At 39.8% G+C, this 18,561-nt stretch carries 11 protein-coding genes and 1 riboswitch; all 11 genes read right to left on the bottom strand.

All coding sequences use genetic code 11. From position 1 onward, the window contains the following. The coding region (locus tag Q0E20_RS06325) for an ESPR-type extended signal peptide-containing protein (protein ID WP_295997920.1) at positions 1-8,703 on the bottom strand (8,703 nt) is incomplete at its 3' end. A gap of 657 nt (positions 8,704-9,360) precedes the next feature. Then, the gene (locus Q0E20_RS06320; RefSeq protein ID WP_295997914.1) at positions 9,361-10,386 is read right to left on the bottom strand and encodes a biotin-dependent carboxyltransferase family protein; all 1,026 of its coding nucleotides are present in this window, start codon (positions 10,384-10,386) and stop codon (positions 9,361-9,363) included. After that, on the bottom strand, positions 10,373-11,116 hold the full coding sequence (gene pxpB / locus Q0E20_RS06315) for a 5-oxoprolinase subunit PxpB (RefSeq protein ID WP_295997911.1): 744 nt from the start codon (positions 11,114-11,116) through the stop codon (positions 10,373-10,375). The genes Q0E20_RS06320 and pxpB overlap by 14 nt, the downstream gene beginning before the upstream one ends. Before the next feature lie 9 nt (positions 11,117-11,125). After that, positions 11,126-12,322 carry an NRAMP family divalent metal transporter gene (locus Q0E20_RS06310; RefSeq protein ID WP_295997908.1) on the bottom strand — a complete coding sequence of 399 codons (1,197 nt, stop codon included), beginning with the start codon at positions 12,320-12,322 and terminating at the stop codon, positions 11,126-11,128. Positions 12,323-12,333: 11 nt separating this feature from the next. Then, entirely contained in the window at positions 12,334-13,101 is a 768-nt protein-coding gene (locus tag Q0E20_RS06305; RefSeq protein ID WP_295997906.1) for a LamB/YcsF family protein, read from the bottom strand. 199 nt (positions 13,102-13,300) lie between these two features. Then, the gene (gene thiE / locus Q0E20_RS06300; RefSeq protein ID WP_295997904.1) at positions 13,301-13,951 is read right to left on the bottom strand and encodes a thiamine phosphate synthase; all 651 of its coding nucleotides are present in this window, start codon (positions 13,949-13,951) and stop codon (positions 13,301-13,303) included. Between the two features lie 10 nt (positions 13,952-13,961). Beyond that, positions 13,962-14,585: a sulfur carrier protein ThiS adenylyltransferase ThiF gene (thiF, locus tag Q0E20_RS06295; RefSeq protein ID WP_295997896.1), complete on the bottom strand. Its 624-nt coding sequence runs from the start codon at positions 14,583-14,585 to the stop codon at positions 13,962-13,964. A gap of 9 nt (positions 14,586-14,594) precedes the next feature. Next, positions 14,595-15,695, bottom strand: coding sequence for a 2-iminoacetate synthase ThiH (gene thiH / locus Q0E20_RS06290; protein WP_295997894.1), 1,101 nt, complete (start codon positions 15,693-15,695; stop codon positions 14,595-14,597). Between the two features lies 1 nt (position 15,696). Beyond that, on the bottom strand, positions 15,697-16,476 hold the full coding sequence (locus tag Q0E20_RS06285) for a thiazole synthase (RefSeq protein ID WP_295997891.1): 780 nt from the start codon (positions 16,474-16,476) through the stop codon (positions 15,697-15,699). 1 nt (position 16,477) lies between these two features. Beyond that, the gene (thiS, locus tag Q0E20_RS06280) at positions 16,478-16,675 is read right to left on the bottom strand and encodes a sulfur carrier protein ThiS (RefSeq protein WP_060807837.1); all 198 of its coding nucleotides are present in this window, start codon (positions 16,673-16,675) and stop codon (positions 16,478-16,480) included. Between the two features lie 27 nt (positions 16,676-16,702). Further along, the gene (gene thiC, locus Q0E20_RS06275) at positions 16,703-18,007 is read right to left on the bottom strand and encodes a phosphomethylpyrimidine synthase ThiC (protein ID WP_295997885.1); all 1,305 of its coding nucleotides are present in this window, start codon (positions 18,005-18,007) and stop codon (positions 16,703-16,705) included. 77 nt (positions 18,008-18,084) lie between these two features. After that, positions 18,085-18,191, bottom strand: a riboswitch (TPP riboswitch). Between the last annotated feature and the right edge of the window lie 370 nt (positions 18,192-18,561).

The raw sequence follows: 18,561 nt of genomic DNA, 5'->3' as shown, positions 1-18,561 counted from the left end.
ATCTTTGCTAACCGTTACGGCACCGACTGCTAAATCTTTAATTTTAGAAGCATCTACAGATACTTGTACACCTGCAGTTGTCGCTTTCGTGCTCACCAAATTACTATCGCCTGTAACAGCAAAAGATACATCGCCGTCTTTAAGGTATTTATTACCTGTCGCACCAGTATCTCCTGTTAAGCCAATACCTTTTGTAGTAGCGTTCACCACATTAGTATCTAAACCAACCGTAATGGTTTGGTTGTTAACAGTAGCGGTTACACCATTCGCACCAGCCACATTCAATTTTTGGGTTTTAAGATCAACTGTACCATTGTTGGTACCATCTGTAATATTGAGGTTTTGTGACAAATTAGCTACAGCATCTTGTACATCACCTACGGTAGCCGCATTAGAACGGGTTGTACCACCACTGGCTACATTGGTAATCGCTTTATTACCAGCATCGATACCAGCGGCCGTTACAGACGGACCACCGGTAATATGGAATCCTGTTGTATTTAATACGGAATTACCTGCTGTGAATGAGTTGCCTGCAAATGTATTACCTTGAATAGCGCCCGTTGTGCCATTTAAAGTAATTTGGTTAGCACCGCTACCTACGGTAACAGATTTATTAGCCACAATAGAATCTACCGTTAAATCTTTTTTCGTCTTAATCGTGACTTTCTTTTTATTAGTACCATCTTGGCTAATTTCGATATTATCGCCATTCACAAGATCTACCGTATCGCCACCCTGTACCAACGTTGTATCGGTAGTACTAGAGTTAGTTGTTAAATTCCAAGCAGCCCCACTCTTAGCGGCTTCAGCCGCTTTATTAATAGCATCAGATACATTTTTAGCGGTTACTAAACCATCTGCACCTGTTACAGAAGCAGCCCCAGTTGTAGCATTGCTATTAATAGTGGCACGAGTCGTAGAGATTTCAACAGTACTACCATTCATAGCGGTAGTGATGTAGTCCCCTGTTTTCCCTTTCACATCGAACGCTACATTGCCATCTTTTAAGGATTGACTCGAAGCAGTACCGCTATCTGCACCAAGAGAAATGGTACGATTTACGGCTGTTTGTGCATTATCTATGGCCGTTTTTGTGGCTGTATCTAAACCAAAGGATACCGTACCATCCGTACCTACGGTTGCCTCTGTACCAGTACCATTTACAAAATTAAGTCCTTTCGCTAAGGATACTTTCTTCGCATTCGCATCGGTATCATTATTGGCACGATAGGTAAAATCTGTTTTAGTCGCTAATTTTGCCGTATCGATACCAATAGCGTAATCTTTAGCATTAGTCCCCGTTGTTGGCGTTACAGTAATCGGATTATCTGTTTGAGTAGTATCTTTGCTAACTGTTACGGCACCGACTGCTAAATCTTTAATTTTAGAAGCATCTACAGATACTTGTACACCTGCAGCTGTCGCTTTCGTGCTCACCAAATTACTATCGCCTGTAACAGCAAAGGATACATCGCCGTCTTTAAGGTATTTATTACCTGTAGTCCCAGTATCTCCTGTTAAGCCAATACCTTTTGTAGTAGCGTTTACCACATTAGTATCTAATCCAACCGTAATGGTTTGGTTGTTAACAGTAGCAGTTACACCATTTGCACCTGCCACATTTAATTTTTGATTTTTAAGATTAATTGTACCATCCGTTGTGCCATCCGTAATCGTGAGTTCTTGAGCTCCAGTAGCTTTAGCAACAGCTGTATTCACTGCAGTAGCTACATCACCAGTCGTAGCCACGCCTGCTTTATTAGCATTCACAGTACCATCTGTATTATTCGTTAGCGAGCCTTTGCTAATCGATACGGTAACCGTATTTCCTGTCGCACTGGTTGATATTAAATCACTATCGCCAGCCACTTTAAAGGATAATCCACCAGACTTATTAAGTGATTGTGCTGTTGTCGATGTAGTATCAGCTGTTAACGTAAATGTATTGTTACCAACACCATCTACGAGACCCTTCACATCACCTACTGTAGCAGCATTAGAATCATTACCTAATCCACTAGCCACATTGGTAATTGCTTTATTACCAGCATCAATACCAGCAGCCGTTACAGATGGACCACCTGTAATATGGAATCCTGTTGTATTTAATACGGAATTACCTGCTGTAAAGGAGTTACCTGCAAAGGTATTACCACTAACGGCACCAGTCGTACCATCTAAACTAATTTGATTAGCACCGCTACCTACGGTAATAGATTTATTAGCCACAATGGAATCTACCGTTAAGTCTTTTTTCGTCTTAATAGTGACTTTCTTTTTATTAGTACTATCTTGGCTAATTTCGATATTATCACCATTAACAAGATCTACCGTATCACCACTCTTCACATCGGTTACATCCGTTGTACTAGAGTTCGTTGTTAATTTCCATGCGCTACTTGTCTTAATTTTGTCCGCTACTGCATTAATAGTATCAGCTACATTTTTAGCCGTTACCAAACCATCATTACCAGTAACAGTGGCATCACCAGTTGTAGCATTATTAGAAAGTGTTGCTTGTTGAGTGCTAATTTCAACGGTATTACCATTCATAGCCGTGGTAATGTAGTCCCCTGTTTTACCTTTTACATTGAACGCTACATTGCCATCTTTTAAAGATTGACTCGAAACAGTACCGCTATCCGCACCAAGAGAAATGGTACGATTTACGGCTGTTTGTGCATTATCTATGGCCGTTTTTGTGGCTGTATCTAAACCAACCGTAATGGTTTGGTTGTTAACAGTAGCGGTTACACCGTTTGCACCAGCCACATTTAATTTTTGAGTCTTAAGATCTACTGTACCATTGTTGGTACCATCTGTAATATTAAGGTTTTGTGACAAATTAGCTACAGCATCTTGTACATCACCTACGGTAGCCGCATTAGAACGAGTTGTACCACCACTGGCTACATTGGTAATCGCTTTATTACCAGCATCAATGCCGGTAGCGGTTACAGATGGACCACCTGTAATATGGAATCCTGTTGTATTTAATACGGAATTACCAGCTGTAAAGGAATTACCTGCAAAGGTATTACCACTAACGGCACCAGTCGTACCATCTAAATTAATTTGATTAGTACCACTACCTACAGTAACAGATTTATTAGCCACAATAGAATCTACCGTTAAATCTTTTTTCGTCTTAATAGTGACTTTCTTTTTATTAGTACCATCTTGGCTAATTTCGATATTATCGCCATTCACAAGATCTACCGTATCGCCACCCTGTACCAACGTTGTATCGGTAGTACTAGAGTTAGTTGTTAAATTCCAAGCAGCCCCACTCTTAGCGGCTTCAGCCGCTTTATTAATAGCATCAGATACATTTTTAGCGGTTACTAAACCATCTGCACCTGTTACAGAAGCAGCCCCAGTTGTAGCATTGCTATTAATAGTGGCACGAGTCGTAGAGATTTCAACAGTACTACCATTCATAGCGGTAGTGATGTAGTCCCCTGTTTTCCCTTTCACATCGAACGCTACATTGCCATCTTTTAAGGATTGACTCGAAGCAGTACCGCTATCTGCACCAAGAGAAATGGTACGATTTACGGCTGTTTGTGCATTATCTATGGCCGTTTTTGTGGCTGTATCTAAACCAAAGGATACCGTACCATCCGTACCTACGGTTGCCTCTGTACCAGTACCATTTACAAAATTAAGTCCTTTCGCTAAGGATACTTTCTTCGCATTCGCATCGGTATCATTATTGGCACGATAGGTAAAATCTGTTTTAGTCGCTAATTTTGCCGTATCGATACCAATAGCGTAATCTTTAGCATTAGTCCCCGTTGTTGGCGTTACAGTAATCGGATTATCTGTTTGGGTGGTATCTTTGCTAACCGTTACGGCACCGACCGCTAAATCTTTAATTTTAGAAGCATCTACAGATACTTGTACACCAGCAGCTGTCGCTTTCGTGCTCACCAAATTACTATCGCCTGTAACAGCAAAGGATACATCGCCGTCTTTAAGATATTTATTACCTGTAGCACCAGTATCTCCTGTTAACCCAATACCTTTAGTGGTAGCGTTCACCACATTAGTATCTAAACCAACTGTAATGGTTTGGTTATTAACAGTAGCGGTTACACCGTTTGCACCTGCCACATTCAATTTTTGAGTCTTAAGATCTACTGTACCATTGTTGGTACCATCTGTAATATTGAGGTTTTGTGACAAATTAGCTACAGCATCTTGTACATCACCTACGGTAGCCGCATTAGAACGGGTTGTACCACCACTGGCTACATTGGTAATCGCTTTATTACCAGCATCAATACCAGCAGCCGTTACAGATGGACCACCTGTAATATGGAACCCTGTTGTATTTAATACGGAATTACCAGCTGTGAAGGAGTTACCTGCAAAGGTATTACCACTAACGGCACCAGTCGTACCATCTAAACCAATTTGATTAGTACCACTACCTACGGTAACAGATTTATTAGCTACTACAGAATCTACCGTTAAATCTTTTTTCGTTTTAATAGTGACTTTCTTTTTATTGGTACCATCTTGGCTAATTTCAATATTATCGCCATTCACAAAATCTACAGTATCTCCGCTCTTCACATCGGTTACATCCGTTGCACTAGAGTTCGTCGTTAATTTCCATGCGGCGCTCGTCTTAATTTTATCTGCCACTGCATTAATGGTATCTGCCACATTTTTAGCCGTTACCAAACCATCATTACCAGTAACAGTAGCAGCACCGGTCGTAGCATTATTAGATAGTGTTGCTTGTTGAGTGCTAACTTCAACGGTATTACCATTCATAGCCGTGGTAATATAGTCCCCTGTTTTACCTTTCACATTGAAAGCTACATTGCCATCTTTCAAAGATTGACTTGAAACAGTACCGCTATCTGCACCAAGAGAAATGGTTCGATTAACGGCTGTTTGTGCATTATCTATCGCTGTTTTTGTTGCTGTATTTAATCCCACCGTAACAGTTTGATTATTTACAGTTGCATCTACACCATTAGTACCGATTATATTCAATGACTGTGTTTTAAGATTAACCTTACCAGTATTGGCACCATCTGTAATAGTAAGACCTTGCGATTCCGTAGCCTTTGCAACAGCATCATTAACTGCAGTAGCTACATCACCAGTCGTAGCCACGCCGGCTTTATTGGCATTCACAGTACCATCTGTATTATTCGTTAGCGAGCCTTTGCTAATCGATACGGTAACCGTATTTCCTGTCGCACTGGTTGATATTAAATCACTATCGCCAGCCACTTTAAAGGATAATCCACCAGACTTATTAAGTGCTTGTGCTGTTGTCGATGTAGTATCAGCTGCTAACGTAAATGTATTTTTACCAACACCATCTACGAGACCCTTCACATCCCCTACCGTAGCAGCATTAGAATCATTACCTAATCCACTAGCCACATTAGTAATCGCTTTATTACCAGCATCAATACCAGCAGCCGTTACAGACGGACCACCTGTAATATGGAATCCTGTTGTATTTAATACGGAATTACCAGCTGTGAATGAGTTGCCTGCAAAGGTATTACCAGTAACAGCACCAGTTGTACCATCTAAACGAATTTGATTGGTACCGCTACCTATGGTAACAGATTTATTAGCCACAATGGAATCTACGGTTAAATCTTTTTTCGTCTTAATAGTGACTTTCTTTTTATTAGTACCATCTTGGCTAATTTCGATATTATCGCCATTCACAAGATCTACCGTATCACCACCTTGAACGAGGGTTTTATTCGAAGCACTTGAATTAGTTGTTAAATTCCAAGCGGCACCACTCTTAGCAGCTTCAGCTGCTTTATTAATCGCATCAGATACATTTTTAGCAGTTACTAAACCATCTGCACCTGTTACAGAAGTAGCCCCAGTTGAAGCATTGCTATTAATAGTGGCGCGAGTCGTAGAGATTTCAACAGTATTACCATTCATTGCAGTAGTGATGTAATCCCCTGTTTTACCTTTCACATTGAACGCTACATTGCCATCTTTTAAGGATTGACTCGAAGCAGTACCGCTATCCGCGCCAAGAGAAATAGTTCGATTAACGGCTGTTTGTGCATTATCTATCGCCGTTTTTGTGGCTGTATTTAATCCTACGGTAAGATTTTGATTATTTACAGTTGCATCTACACCATTAGTACCAGTTATAGCTAATGACTGTGTTTTAAGATTAATCTTACCATTATGTGTCCCATCTGTAATAGTAAGACCTTGTGCTCCCGTAGCCTTTGCAACAGCATCATTAACTGCAGTGGCTACATCACCAGTCGTAGCCACACCTGCTTTATTGGCATTAACGGTACCATCTGTATTATTTGTTAGAGATCCTTTGCTAATCGATACTTTCACCGTATCACCGGTCGCACTTGTTGATATTAAATCACTATCGCCAGCCACTTTAAAGGATAATCCACCAGACTTATTAAGTGCCTGTGCTGTTGTCGATGTGGAATCAGCCATTAACTTAAATGAATTACTTCCAAGACCATTCACAAGGCTCTTCACATCACCTACCGTAGCAGCATTAGAATCATTACCTAATCCACTACCTACACTAGTAATAGCTTTGTTCCCTGCATTGATACCTGCAGTCGTTACAGATGGACCACCAGAAATAGTCAAACCACTTGTATTCATAGTGGTATTGCCAGTCTTAACACTATTCGACTGAATTCCTGAAGAATCAATCGTTGTATCATTGCCTACTCTTAAGCTATTATTAGCCTTTAACGAATTGACAGTCATGTCATCTTTTGTTTTAATAGTAATTTTTTTGCTACTTCGGGAAACTTCAATATTATTACCATTCGCGAAATCTACTGTATCTCCACCTGATATAGTTTCCGCACCACCATTATTAGCAGATAATTTCCAGGCTGCCCCTGCTTTAGCCTGATTAATAGCAGTAGCTACATTTTGAGCTGTTGCTAATCCATCATTGCCAGACAAAGAAGCATTCCCTGCCGAATCACTATGAATAGTACCTCTTGTTGTATTAACTAAAACTGTATTACCACTCATAGATGTAGAAATGAAAGAGCCATTGCCGCCCTTAACATTAAAATCTACATGATTACTACTTAAAGATTGACTAGAAGCAGTACCACTATCCGCTCCTAAAGAAATATGGCGTTTTACAGCTGCTTCAGAATCAGAAATTGATTTTTTAGTCGCCCCATTTAAATCATAAGTAACTTGGCCATTATTACCTACAGTAGCAACCGTAGAGGTGCCATCTGTAAATTTGAGGCCATCAGACAATTTAACACTTTTAGCCGTATCATTATTAGCTTTGTAGCTAATTTTTTGCTCTGCGTTCGCTTGATTAATTGCATCTGCTACATTTCTAGCGTCAGCCACCCCTATATTGGCACTGGCAGTACCATTGCTAACAGTTATAGTTTCTTTTTTAGCTTTAATAGTTAAACCTTGATTAGCTGCGGCTGTTGTTATATATGTGTTATCGCCGGTAATTGCTAACTTACTGTTCACTAAATTAACATCTCCACTGGAGTTATTATCTCCTGTGAAAGCTAAATTAACACTCTTAAGTTGAGCTACGTTAACAGCATCTGTATCCTTTGTACCAGCTGCAAGTCCTGTAATTTGACGTGTATTCGTACCATCGCCAATAGAAACAGCACCCCAGCTACTTGTCAAGGCTTTCCCCGTTAACCCAGCATATTTATTTGTACGATTTGCATTAGCATCATATCCAGCTACACCTGATGCGGTACTTGCAACAGAATATGCACCTAGTGCAACACCTCGTTGCACAGTAGCTTGCGAACTACCACCAATAGCTGTAGCATACTCTTGGTTTGCAACGGAATTCATCCCAATGGCAGCAGCATATGTAGCCGAAGCCGTACTTTGCGGCCCCAAAGCAGTCGCAGAGGCACCAGTAGCCTTACTTGTTTTACCTAATGCTACACCATTAAGCAAATCGGCTACTGAATCTTGGCCAATGGCAATTGTATCACCATTACTTGCTTTAGCATTCTTCCCTAATGCAACAGAATCTGCACCAGTGGCTTGCGATGATGTACCTATGGACACTGCATCACCATCACTTGCAACAGTATTCTTACCTATCGCTACAGAAGTTTCACCACTAGATGTAGCGGACTCGCCTAAGGCCACAGAACTAGTCCCACCAGATGCGGAGTTAAATCCTCCCGCAAAGGAGTTAGTCCCTGTAGCTCTAGCATTAGCACCAACAGCTACAGCTATTTGACCTGAGGCAGCTGCTCGTTCGCCTAACGCCATCCCATGTATTGCCGAAACATTAGCTTGATAGCCAACGGCAATACCATAGTCTTGGCTTGAAGTTGCTTCACGCCCCACGGACACATTATATGAACCCTTAGCCCAAGATCTAGTACCTAGTGCAAGTGCCGAATTTCCTTCTGCATAAGATCCAGTACCTACTGCAACAGATGGATTAACTGTTGATCCAACGGTAGTACCTTTTGATTGGCTACCATAGCCTATCGCTACTGACGCTTGTGTACCCGTACCGCTTTCATTAATAGCTTGTACATTTGTAATACTAACTGTTTGCATCGCTAAAGTAGCCAAAATACTAGCTACAATAATTTTCTTTTTTCCTGTTGTATTTTTAGCCATTTCTGATACGACTACATAGCATTGTTTGGATTTAGACCAAATAACTTTAAATATCTTATTCATGTTATTCCCTTATTTCACTAACGACTCTAAAAACTATAAATACTATCTCTCAATCAGGTAGTTTCATATAATCTAAAAAAAATCATAAAAACGCTTTTATGATTCCTCTTCATGATTTTATCATATTTATATATTAATAGGCAATTACATTTAATATCATATCAGAATATTTACTAGCATATTATTTTTTTCGATATTTAGTATTAACGCTACTTTATAATGTATTTTCTATATTTTTATGTATAAAATTTCATTTAATATAAATATTTATCATCATAAATATGATTATCAATTGCCCAAACTATAAATAAATTATTTTTAAGTTTATATATTTTCATTTAATTTTCATTATGATTATATTTTAAGTTACTAATTTTATATATTTGTGCATTATTATCGTTTATCTAATTTTATATATTCAGATATTTAATGTTTTTAATACTTATGTTTTATTTAAACTAAAAAACAACCACTTAACTGAGTGGTTGTTTTTTACATTTTGCATATTTATTTTTAGTTAATAACAAAACACAACAAATACTTATTACTCATAACTTAAACGTCAATAATTGTTGCACTAATTGTACTAATATATCTATACACATTAGTATCTAGTACAGTGGGATTTCCTACAGATGACACATATTATAGTAACTACTAACTCAAAGTAAACACATACTGACTTTGTTGCTCCGCTAATTGAATTCGATTATGTAAATGTTCGGCATAAGCCCTATAAATTTCTTGTGCCTCTTCCACGGATACAATATCAAAGGTAATTCCATCCCCGATAGGCAACTGGCTAAGTCTAGGTAAATCAGCAGTAATAATAGTGCCAATTTTTGTATACCCACCCGTTGTTTGGCGATCCGCCATTAAAACGATAGGATTACCATCTGATGGGACTTGGATAGATCCAAATACAGCACCATCAGAAATAATATCAGCGCCCGCCACGTGTTCTATAATGGCTCCATCTAATCTGAATCCCATACGGTCACACTGTATGGTCAATGTATAGAGTTCATTACTAAAGTTACGAATGCCTTCTTCTGTAAAGCACTTAGCTTGTGCCCCAAGAACTACCCGTAGAGGTTCATGGCATTCACGACCACCGCGATTGAATAAGGCCACATTAAATAGATGATTTATTTGTCCATCAAAATCACAAATATGTTTATCCTGTGACTTGCAATCTTTTAAAGGTACTTCATCACCTGCCGCTAAGGGACGGCCATGGAATCCACCTATTTTCGCCTTCGTGTGTGTTGATACACTACCATTAATTTTAGGAACGTCGATACCCCCTGCAAAGGAAATATACATACGCACCCCACATTGGCTAAAACCGCCAGAAATAATATCTCCGTCATGACAAATAAATGGAATATACCGGGGCACTTCCACGTTGTTAATAGTAGGTTTCATATCAGCGCCTGTGAAAGCTACAATACACGTACCATGTACTTTCAAGGTAGGACTTAGCAATGTACACTCCAAAGCCCCTACTGGTGTTGTATTTCCTACAAGAGCTTGACCAATATAATAGCTTTCAGAATCCATAGGGCCTGCTACGGGCATACCATATTGCTGAAAGCCCACACGCCCCGCATCTTGCACAGTCGTCATCATACCAGGAGAGGTGACTTCAAAAGAAGCATGATTATATTCACTTGCTGCCACGAAGTTCACCTACCTTTATATGGTGTACAGTGGGTAAGAATTTAGGACCCAACTGTTCAATAGAATGAAATGCCCTTTCATCAATAGGCACATACCGCACATAATCCCCGGCCTTAAGGAGTGCCGCCTGTTCTTGATTCATATCGTACATCAAAACAGGGGTACGTCCAATAATTTGCCATCCGCCTGGAGAATCTGATGGATAGGTTCCCGTTTGCTCTCCAGCGATACCTACAGAGCCTGCGGGAATCACGGTGCGCGGAGAAGATAAGCGAGGAGTAGCGATGCGCGGATCCATACCACCTAGATAAGTAAATCCAGGAATAAAGCCCATCATATATACAAGGTAGTCTGTACCACTATGAATAGTAACTACCTCATCCTCTGTTAATTGATTATGAGATGCTACAAATCCTAGATCAGGACCGAATTTGCCACCATAGACAGTCGGTATTTCTACCACTGTTACGAGTTCATTTTCAGAAGCCGTAACGGGTTGATTACAAATGGGCTCAAGAATATGACAAATCTCAGTATAGGTATAACGCAATGCATCGTATTGAATGAGCAGTGCACAATAGGTGGGCACCATTTCCACGATACCTTCTAAATGAAGGTTTTGAATACCCTCAACAGTTTGGCGTATATGTTGATTAATGTTAGGGTCAATCACTTGACCAAATTCGATGGAGATGGCACTATCTCCAACAGGTGTAATTACGGGATTCATACAGTCCACCTAACCCAATAATTTTGCAATACCTTGTAAGGACGTAATGCCGATATAAGAGGTTACAAGTACTACAATCCAACCAGCGTAATATAATGCCGTATTGTGTTTATAATTGCCTACAATATCAGTTTTACGCGTTGCCAACAACATAACAGCCAATGTAACAGGCAAAATCAAGCCATTTACGGATCCGGCTACGATCAAAAGAGTAGCTGGTTTGCCAATAAAAATAAGAATACATGTAGAAATAAAGATAAACAACATAATAGTTAATTTTTCGTTTCGTTCCACCACTTTAAATAGTGTTTTAAGGAATGACACTGATGTATAGGCTGCCCCTACAACAGAGGTCAACGCAGCACAGAAAAATACGATACCAAATAATTTATGACCGATTTCACCAGCGCCCAATAAAAATGCAGAACCTGCTGGATCTTTAGGATCTAAAACAAATCCCATAGAAACAACACCCAGTACGGCTAAGAATAGCAACACGCGCACGACTGCGTCAACAGACATCCCCATAATTGCCGCACGACGTATGTCTTTCATATGTTCACGGCCTGTAATCCCCGCATCAATTAAGCGATGACCACCAGAAAATGTAATGTAACCACCTACGGTACCACCGATGAGGGTAATTGTCGCCAACCAAGGATAGTTCTCAGGCATAATCGCATGAGTAGCCGCCTCTGCAACAGGTGGGTTCGTAGAGAATGCTACATATCCGATAAGAACGAGCATAATTGTGCCCAATACCTTCGCTGTATTATCTAATACGCCCCCCATTTTAGGAGATGCAAATAAAAGAATACCCAATATACCACTAATGGCAGCCGCCGTTGTCGTATCGATACCGAATACAATATTAAGACCCATAGAGGCACCGCCAATGTTGCCTATATTAAAGGCAAGGCCACCTAGAGAAATCAAAAAGGCTACCACATAACCGAGACCTGGTAATACTTTATTGGCAATATCTTGCCCCCGCATTTGGGATACACCAATAATGGTCCACACATTGAGTTGGGCTACAACGGAGAAAATAACAGAAATAATAATAGCAAATGCAAAATCCGCTTTTAACTCGCCTGTAAATGCGGCGGTTTGTAACATAAACCCTGGCCCAATGGATGATGTGGCCATCAAAAATGCTGCCCCCAAGAGGACAGATAAACTTGCTTTACCTGTAATAGGTTTCATACATACTCCTTCTATCTACTTTGAAAATTAGCAACTACTACACCGGCCTTAGTAAGACCTTCACGTATATATTTTGTGAAAGCTATCGCCTCTGGATTATCACCGTGAACACAGACGGAATCGGCCACAATATCAATAGTTTTTCCCGTATTTGTTACAACCTTACCGTCCGTAACCATCATGAGTACACGTTCGAGAGCTTCTTGTGGGTCTTTGACAAAAGCACCCGCTTCCGTCCGTGGCACCAATGTCCCATTATCCGTATAACCACGATCAGCAAATACTTCTTGAATAACAGGAATACCACGGCGTACTGCCTCTTGTGCCATATAACTACCACTCAGCACCATAGCTCGAATCTTAGGATTGACCGCTTGCAATCCGTCTAACACTGCATCAGCAAGTTCTGGTGTTACACAGGCCATATTATAAAATGCACCATGTAATTTCATATGCTGTAATTCGACACCATGTTGCTGACAAAATGCTTGTAATGCACCTAATTGATAAGTCATATACGTGCGGGCCTCATCAGGATTTACTGCCATTTTACGGCGACCAAAGCCCATTAAATCTGGATATCCTGGATGAGCTCCTACAGCCACTCCTTTTTCTTTACACATGCGTACCGTAGCATCCATGATGAGTGGATCACCTGCATGCCATCCACAAGCTACATTCGCACTAGTCACATGATCAAGCACATCCGCATCCATACCCAATGTATAATTACCAAAACTTTCACCTAAATCACTATTAAGATCTATAAAGTGAGACATATGTATACTCCTCTCTACTGTTATGGACTTCACATAATCTATATATTCTATAGAATTGTCTATATTGATTATACAAAACCCATTCATAAATAATCAACACTATGGACTATGTATACAAAATTCTTAAAAAAATAATAACCATATGTTGATGAATGTATTTCTACAACTAGTCATCAACATATGGTTATAAGATAAACAATTATCGTATATATGTATATCCTTTCAATAATTGCTGTACTGTATCCTTCATGCAAGGCGATTCATTAAGTTCTGACACGGCACAAATAAAATCTGGCTGTGCTTGCCAAACTGATTCAACATTGTCTGTTTTAACACCACCTATAGCTACAATGGGTACACGACTATACCGAGCAGCCCAATGAACATAGGAGAGGCCTACTGGGACTGCATTAGGTTTAGTCGGCGTTTGAAAAACAGGTCCAGTCCCAACATAGTCTAATACGTCTTTATAACGATTAGCCGCTTTCAAATCCTCAATGCTATGGGTAGACCAACCAATTAACATATCTGGTCCTACCAAACGACGAACTACGCTAGGCGGTAAGTCATCATGGCCTACGTGAACACCATCAGCATGTACGGCTATCGCCAAATCTACATAATCATCAATGATAAGTAGCGCATGATACCGTTTGGTTAATTGACGCAATACCATAGCTTCTTGATAGCGAATCACACCTGTCTTATGTTTTTCGCGATATTGGATAATCCGAATACCAGCGGACAACATATCTTGTACTAGCGATACAACGTCACGGCTACCGCCTGTAATCCCATAAATAGGACATTGTTCTTTTACAGCTTGTAATCGTTCTTTTCGTAGCAACATATGATACCTCCTACACGATAGGACGACCTAAAATAAGGGACAATACAATATCTGCTTCTTTATTGGCCGCAATAGCCACTTTGGGGGCAAACGGTGGATATGTATCAATACCAGATACACCATCACCTACCATATACATAGAGTCTCCTAACGCTTGAATCCGAATGGCATCAGAGTTTCCAATCCCCGCCAATCCAGATACCATGACCTTAGGCTGTTTCATTTCGAGGGTAGATTCAAAAAACATTTGCTTAGCGTCCACACCATCAAAGGCTTCTACAAGAATATGCGCCTTGCTATAGATTTGAGGAATTGTTTGTGCCGTCAACTTTTCCTTATATACAGTGACCTCTATGGCGGGATTGATTTGTAACAATATATCACGTAAGGCATCTACTTTATACTGTCCCACGTGGTGAGGAAAGAAGTATTGCCTGTTTAAATTACCTAATTCAACCACATCGAAATCGGCTAAAATAAAATGGGTCACCCCACTACGGGCTAAACTAACAGCACAGTTAGATCCTAAGCCACCAGCACCAAAGATACCTACGACAGCCTGTTGCAAGGCTTCTAATTCTTTTGTACCATAGAACTTCGATAATGCTCGTTCAAATTCGGTTGCTTCTCGCATATCGACCTCCTAAAATACTTGCCAATCTTTATAAACCGGTTGATAACCTTGTGTTCTAAGCATTGTTTCCATTTCTGCAACGCTTCTTGTGTCGCTAATCACGAATTGATCAGAATCATCTTCTTTGCTATGACCACCTACCGATGTACTAACACCAGCAGATACTTTTGTAATACCTAACCCAACGAGATGGTCTCGCATAGTTTGGTTTTCACGCGATGACAAGGTAATACCAATGCGTGGGAATACAAGACGTAGCGCTAAAATGTATTGTACCAAGGATACATCATCCATTGGATGTTTAGGTGAATAGCCAACAGCACAAGGTCGAATGCGAGGCACCGACACAGAAATTTCAACATCGGGATACTTATGTAATAAATAGTCTACATGAAGTGCTGTTTTATAGGCTTCTACTTGCCACTGATCGAGTCCCATCAACGCTCCGATATTAACATTTCTAAACCCAGCACGACAAGCTAACTCAGGGGTATCTATTCGTACGTCATATACGCTTTTCGGTCCAAATGGATGTAATTGCTTATACAATACAGGATTATACGTTTCTTGGAACATGGTCATCCCATCAGCACCAATAGCCACTAAGTCTTGATAGTCCTCTAAAGACAAGGAGTACACTTCAATGCTTACAGCACTAAATATATCTACTAGAGCTTTTACAGCTGATTTTATATAGGACGGAGGACTATATGTACTAGATTCACCCGTTAACACAAGCACTTGTTCTAATCCAGACTGTTTTATAATATGTGCTTCTTTAAGAATATCCTCTAAGGATAATTTTTCACGTACAATACGGCTATGATGACTATACCCACAATATACACAACCATTATCACAGTAGTTAGCAATATACATAGGTGTAAAGAGTTGTACCGTATAACCAAATTGTTGTATCGTTCGTTGATGCGCTAATTGAGCCATCTCTTCTAAGTGATGCCGAGCCGCTGGTGAAACCAATACAAGAAAGTCTTCCATATCGAGGTATTCACGATGTAACGTAGCCACTACATCATCATCCGTTACCTGTTGTAATCGTTGCATCAATTGTTCATCAGAAACTTGGCGTACAATATCAACAAAAGACATATTATTCACCTTGCTTTCCTAAAAAGCCGGTAAGCGGTGAAGAGGCACTACCTATTGTTTGTACTCGCCCACATTTAGCAAGATAGGCCTTGCGTCCTGCTTCAACAGCTTGCGCAAAGGCTTCTGCCATCAATGCTGGATTAGCACTTGTAGCAATAGCCGTATTAACAAGTACTGCACTAGCCCCCATTTCCATGGCAATCGTTGCATCGGATGGGCGTCCTATCCCCGCATCCACAATAATTGGAATATCAAGCTCGCGAATTAAGATTTCGATCAACCCTTTTGCTTCTAACCCTCGATTACTACCAATCGGTGAAGCCAACGGCATAACAGTAGCGGCACCAGCATCTATTAATCGCTTTGCATCCATTAGATTAGGGCTCATATATGGGAATACGACAAAGCCTTCATTTGCTAATTGTTCAGTGGCTTTAATTGTTTCTAAGTTATCTGGTAATAAGTAGGTTTGATCTTTTACAACTTCAATTTTGATAAGATCTCCACAGCCTAAGGCACGGGCCATATGGGCAATCCGAACAGCCTCTTCGGCACTTCTAGCTCCTGATGTATTAGGTAAGAGATTAACATCTTTAGGAATATAATCAAGCATATTCCCTTTCATATCTTGTGATTCAACACGTCTTAATGCAACAGTTACAATATCCGCACCAGACGCATCAACGGCAGCTTTCATCACATCATAAGAACTAAATTTACCAGTACCTACCAACAAACGACTATTAAATGTTCGGTTACCTACTACGAATGTATCCGACATCTCAACCACCTCCAACAAACGATACGATTTCTAATCGGTCAGCATCAGTCACAATAGTTGTCGTATAGCTATTAGGATTGATGATGTTGCCATTCATTTCTACAACACAACGAATATGAGCATAGCCTAATTCTTCTAATACAGCATCCAATTGACTATGCGTAATTTGTTGCATCTTACCATTTACTGTAATCTGCATATGTTTCGCCACCTATACACTCTGTCATTATAAAATATCGATATATTCTTCTTTTAAGGCTTTATTCATGCTACGAACGGCACAGAATTTACCACACATGGAACAGGTATCACTATGATCATCTTCTGGCGCACGGCTGTCACGAATGGCACGCGCTGTATCTGGATCCAACGCACACGCATATTGAGCTTCCCAATCCAATTTTTGCCGTGCTTCCGCCATACGATCATCAATATCACGGGCGTTAGGAATACCGCGGGCTATATCCGCTGCATGAGCGGCAATTTTGAAAGCAATAATTCCTTGTTTAACATCATCTGCATTTGGCAAAGCCAAATGTTCTGCTGGTGTTACATAACATAAGAAGGAGGCTCCATGCATACCTGCTACGGCACCACCGATAGCAGCTGTAATATGATCATATCCAGGGGCAATATCGGTTACTAGTGGTCCTAACACGTAAAATGGAGCGCCAGAACAAATAGAATCTTGTAACTCCATGTTTGCTTGAACCTGATTAAGAGGTACATGACCTGGGCCTTCAATCATCGCCTGTACGCCAAATTCTTTAGCCCGTTTAGCTAATTCACCAAGACGTACCAATTCTTCAATTTGACATACATCAGTAGCATCAGCTAAACAACCAGGTCGACAAGCATCACCTAGTGATATAGTTACATCATATTCTTTACAAATAGCAAGAATCTCATCAAAGTATTCATAGAATGGATTTTCTTGTCCTGTCATGCTCATCCAGGCAAATACAAGGCTACCGCCACGACTTACAATATTAAGTTTACGTTTATGATGTTTAATTTGGTCGATTGTTTTACGTGTAATACCACTATGAATGGTGATAAAATCAACACCATCTTCTGCATGTAAACGAATCGTGTCTAGAAAATCCTGTGCCGTCAAATGCCCTAAGTCTTTCTTATGATGAATAACACTATCATAAATAGGTACGGTACCAATCATAACAGGGGATGTTTCGATTAATTTACGTCTAAAAATACGTGTATCACCATGTGTTGATAAGTCCATAATGGCTTCTGCACCTAATGCAATGGCGCGCTGAACCTTTTCAATTTCACTATCATAATCTGTTACGTCTTTAGAGGTGCCTAAATTTACATTAATTTTAGTTCTTAACCGTTTACCAATACCTTGTGGGGCAATGCTAGTGTGAAGCTTATTACAAGGAATAACAACTTGTCCAAGCGCAATTAATTCTCGCAATACTTCTACATCTAATCCTTCTTGTTTTGCTACTATTTTCATTTCATGTGTAATACATCCTTGACGAGCAGCTTCTAATTGTGTTGTATACATAACAACCTCCTATATGAATAACACACAAAATAAGTATGCAAAACTAAAACGGGTATCGATATGGAATCGATACCCGTAATTTATGTCAACGTGCTTCCTACGCGGGCATGATCCCGATCAGGTATAAAGGTCAGGTGCTCACAGCCCTTTCTCAGCCTATATATAGGCTCCCTTGCATACTTATTATTAAATTATGTGTTTATCTTACTCTTTTTCAATACCAAATGCAAGACCTTTTCTTTTTTACGTCTTATAAAAGACTGGTTCAAAAGAAAAACTAAATAGGTTACATAGCCTCAATGTAATGTATATCGTGTATATTATATATCAAATATTTTATATATATTCATCTTTATTTCATAAAAACATCGTATGTTACTTTTCGTAGATATATTATCTACAAATTTGTTATGGTACCTGCCACCGATGGTACTATACCTTCCGCAAGCACTTACTACCATAAACGTTCTAAACAAAATAGGTAGTAAGACTCCCCTTTCATACAAAAAAGGCTCTTATTTAAGAGCCTTTTTTGTTATATTAAGCAATATTGT

This window comes from uncultured Veillonella sp. (assembly GCF_934230905.1).
GTDB lineage: Bacteria > Bacillota > Negativicutes > Veillonellales > Veillonellaceae > Veillonella.
The sequence above is the reverse complement of the archived record's forward strand: the minus strand, read 5'-3'. Positions and strand labels throughout refer to the sequence as shown.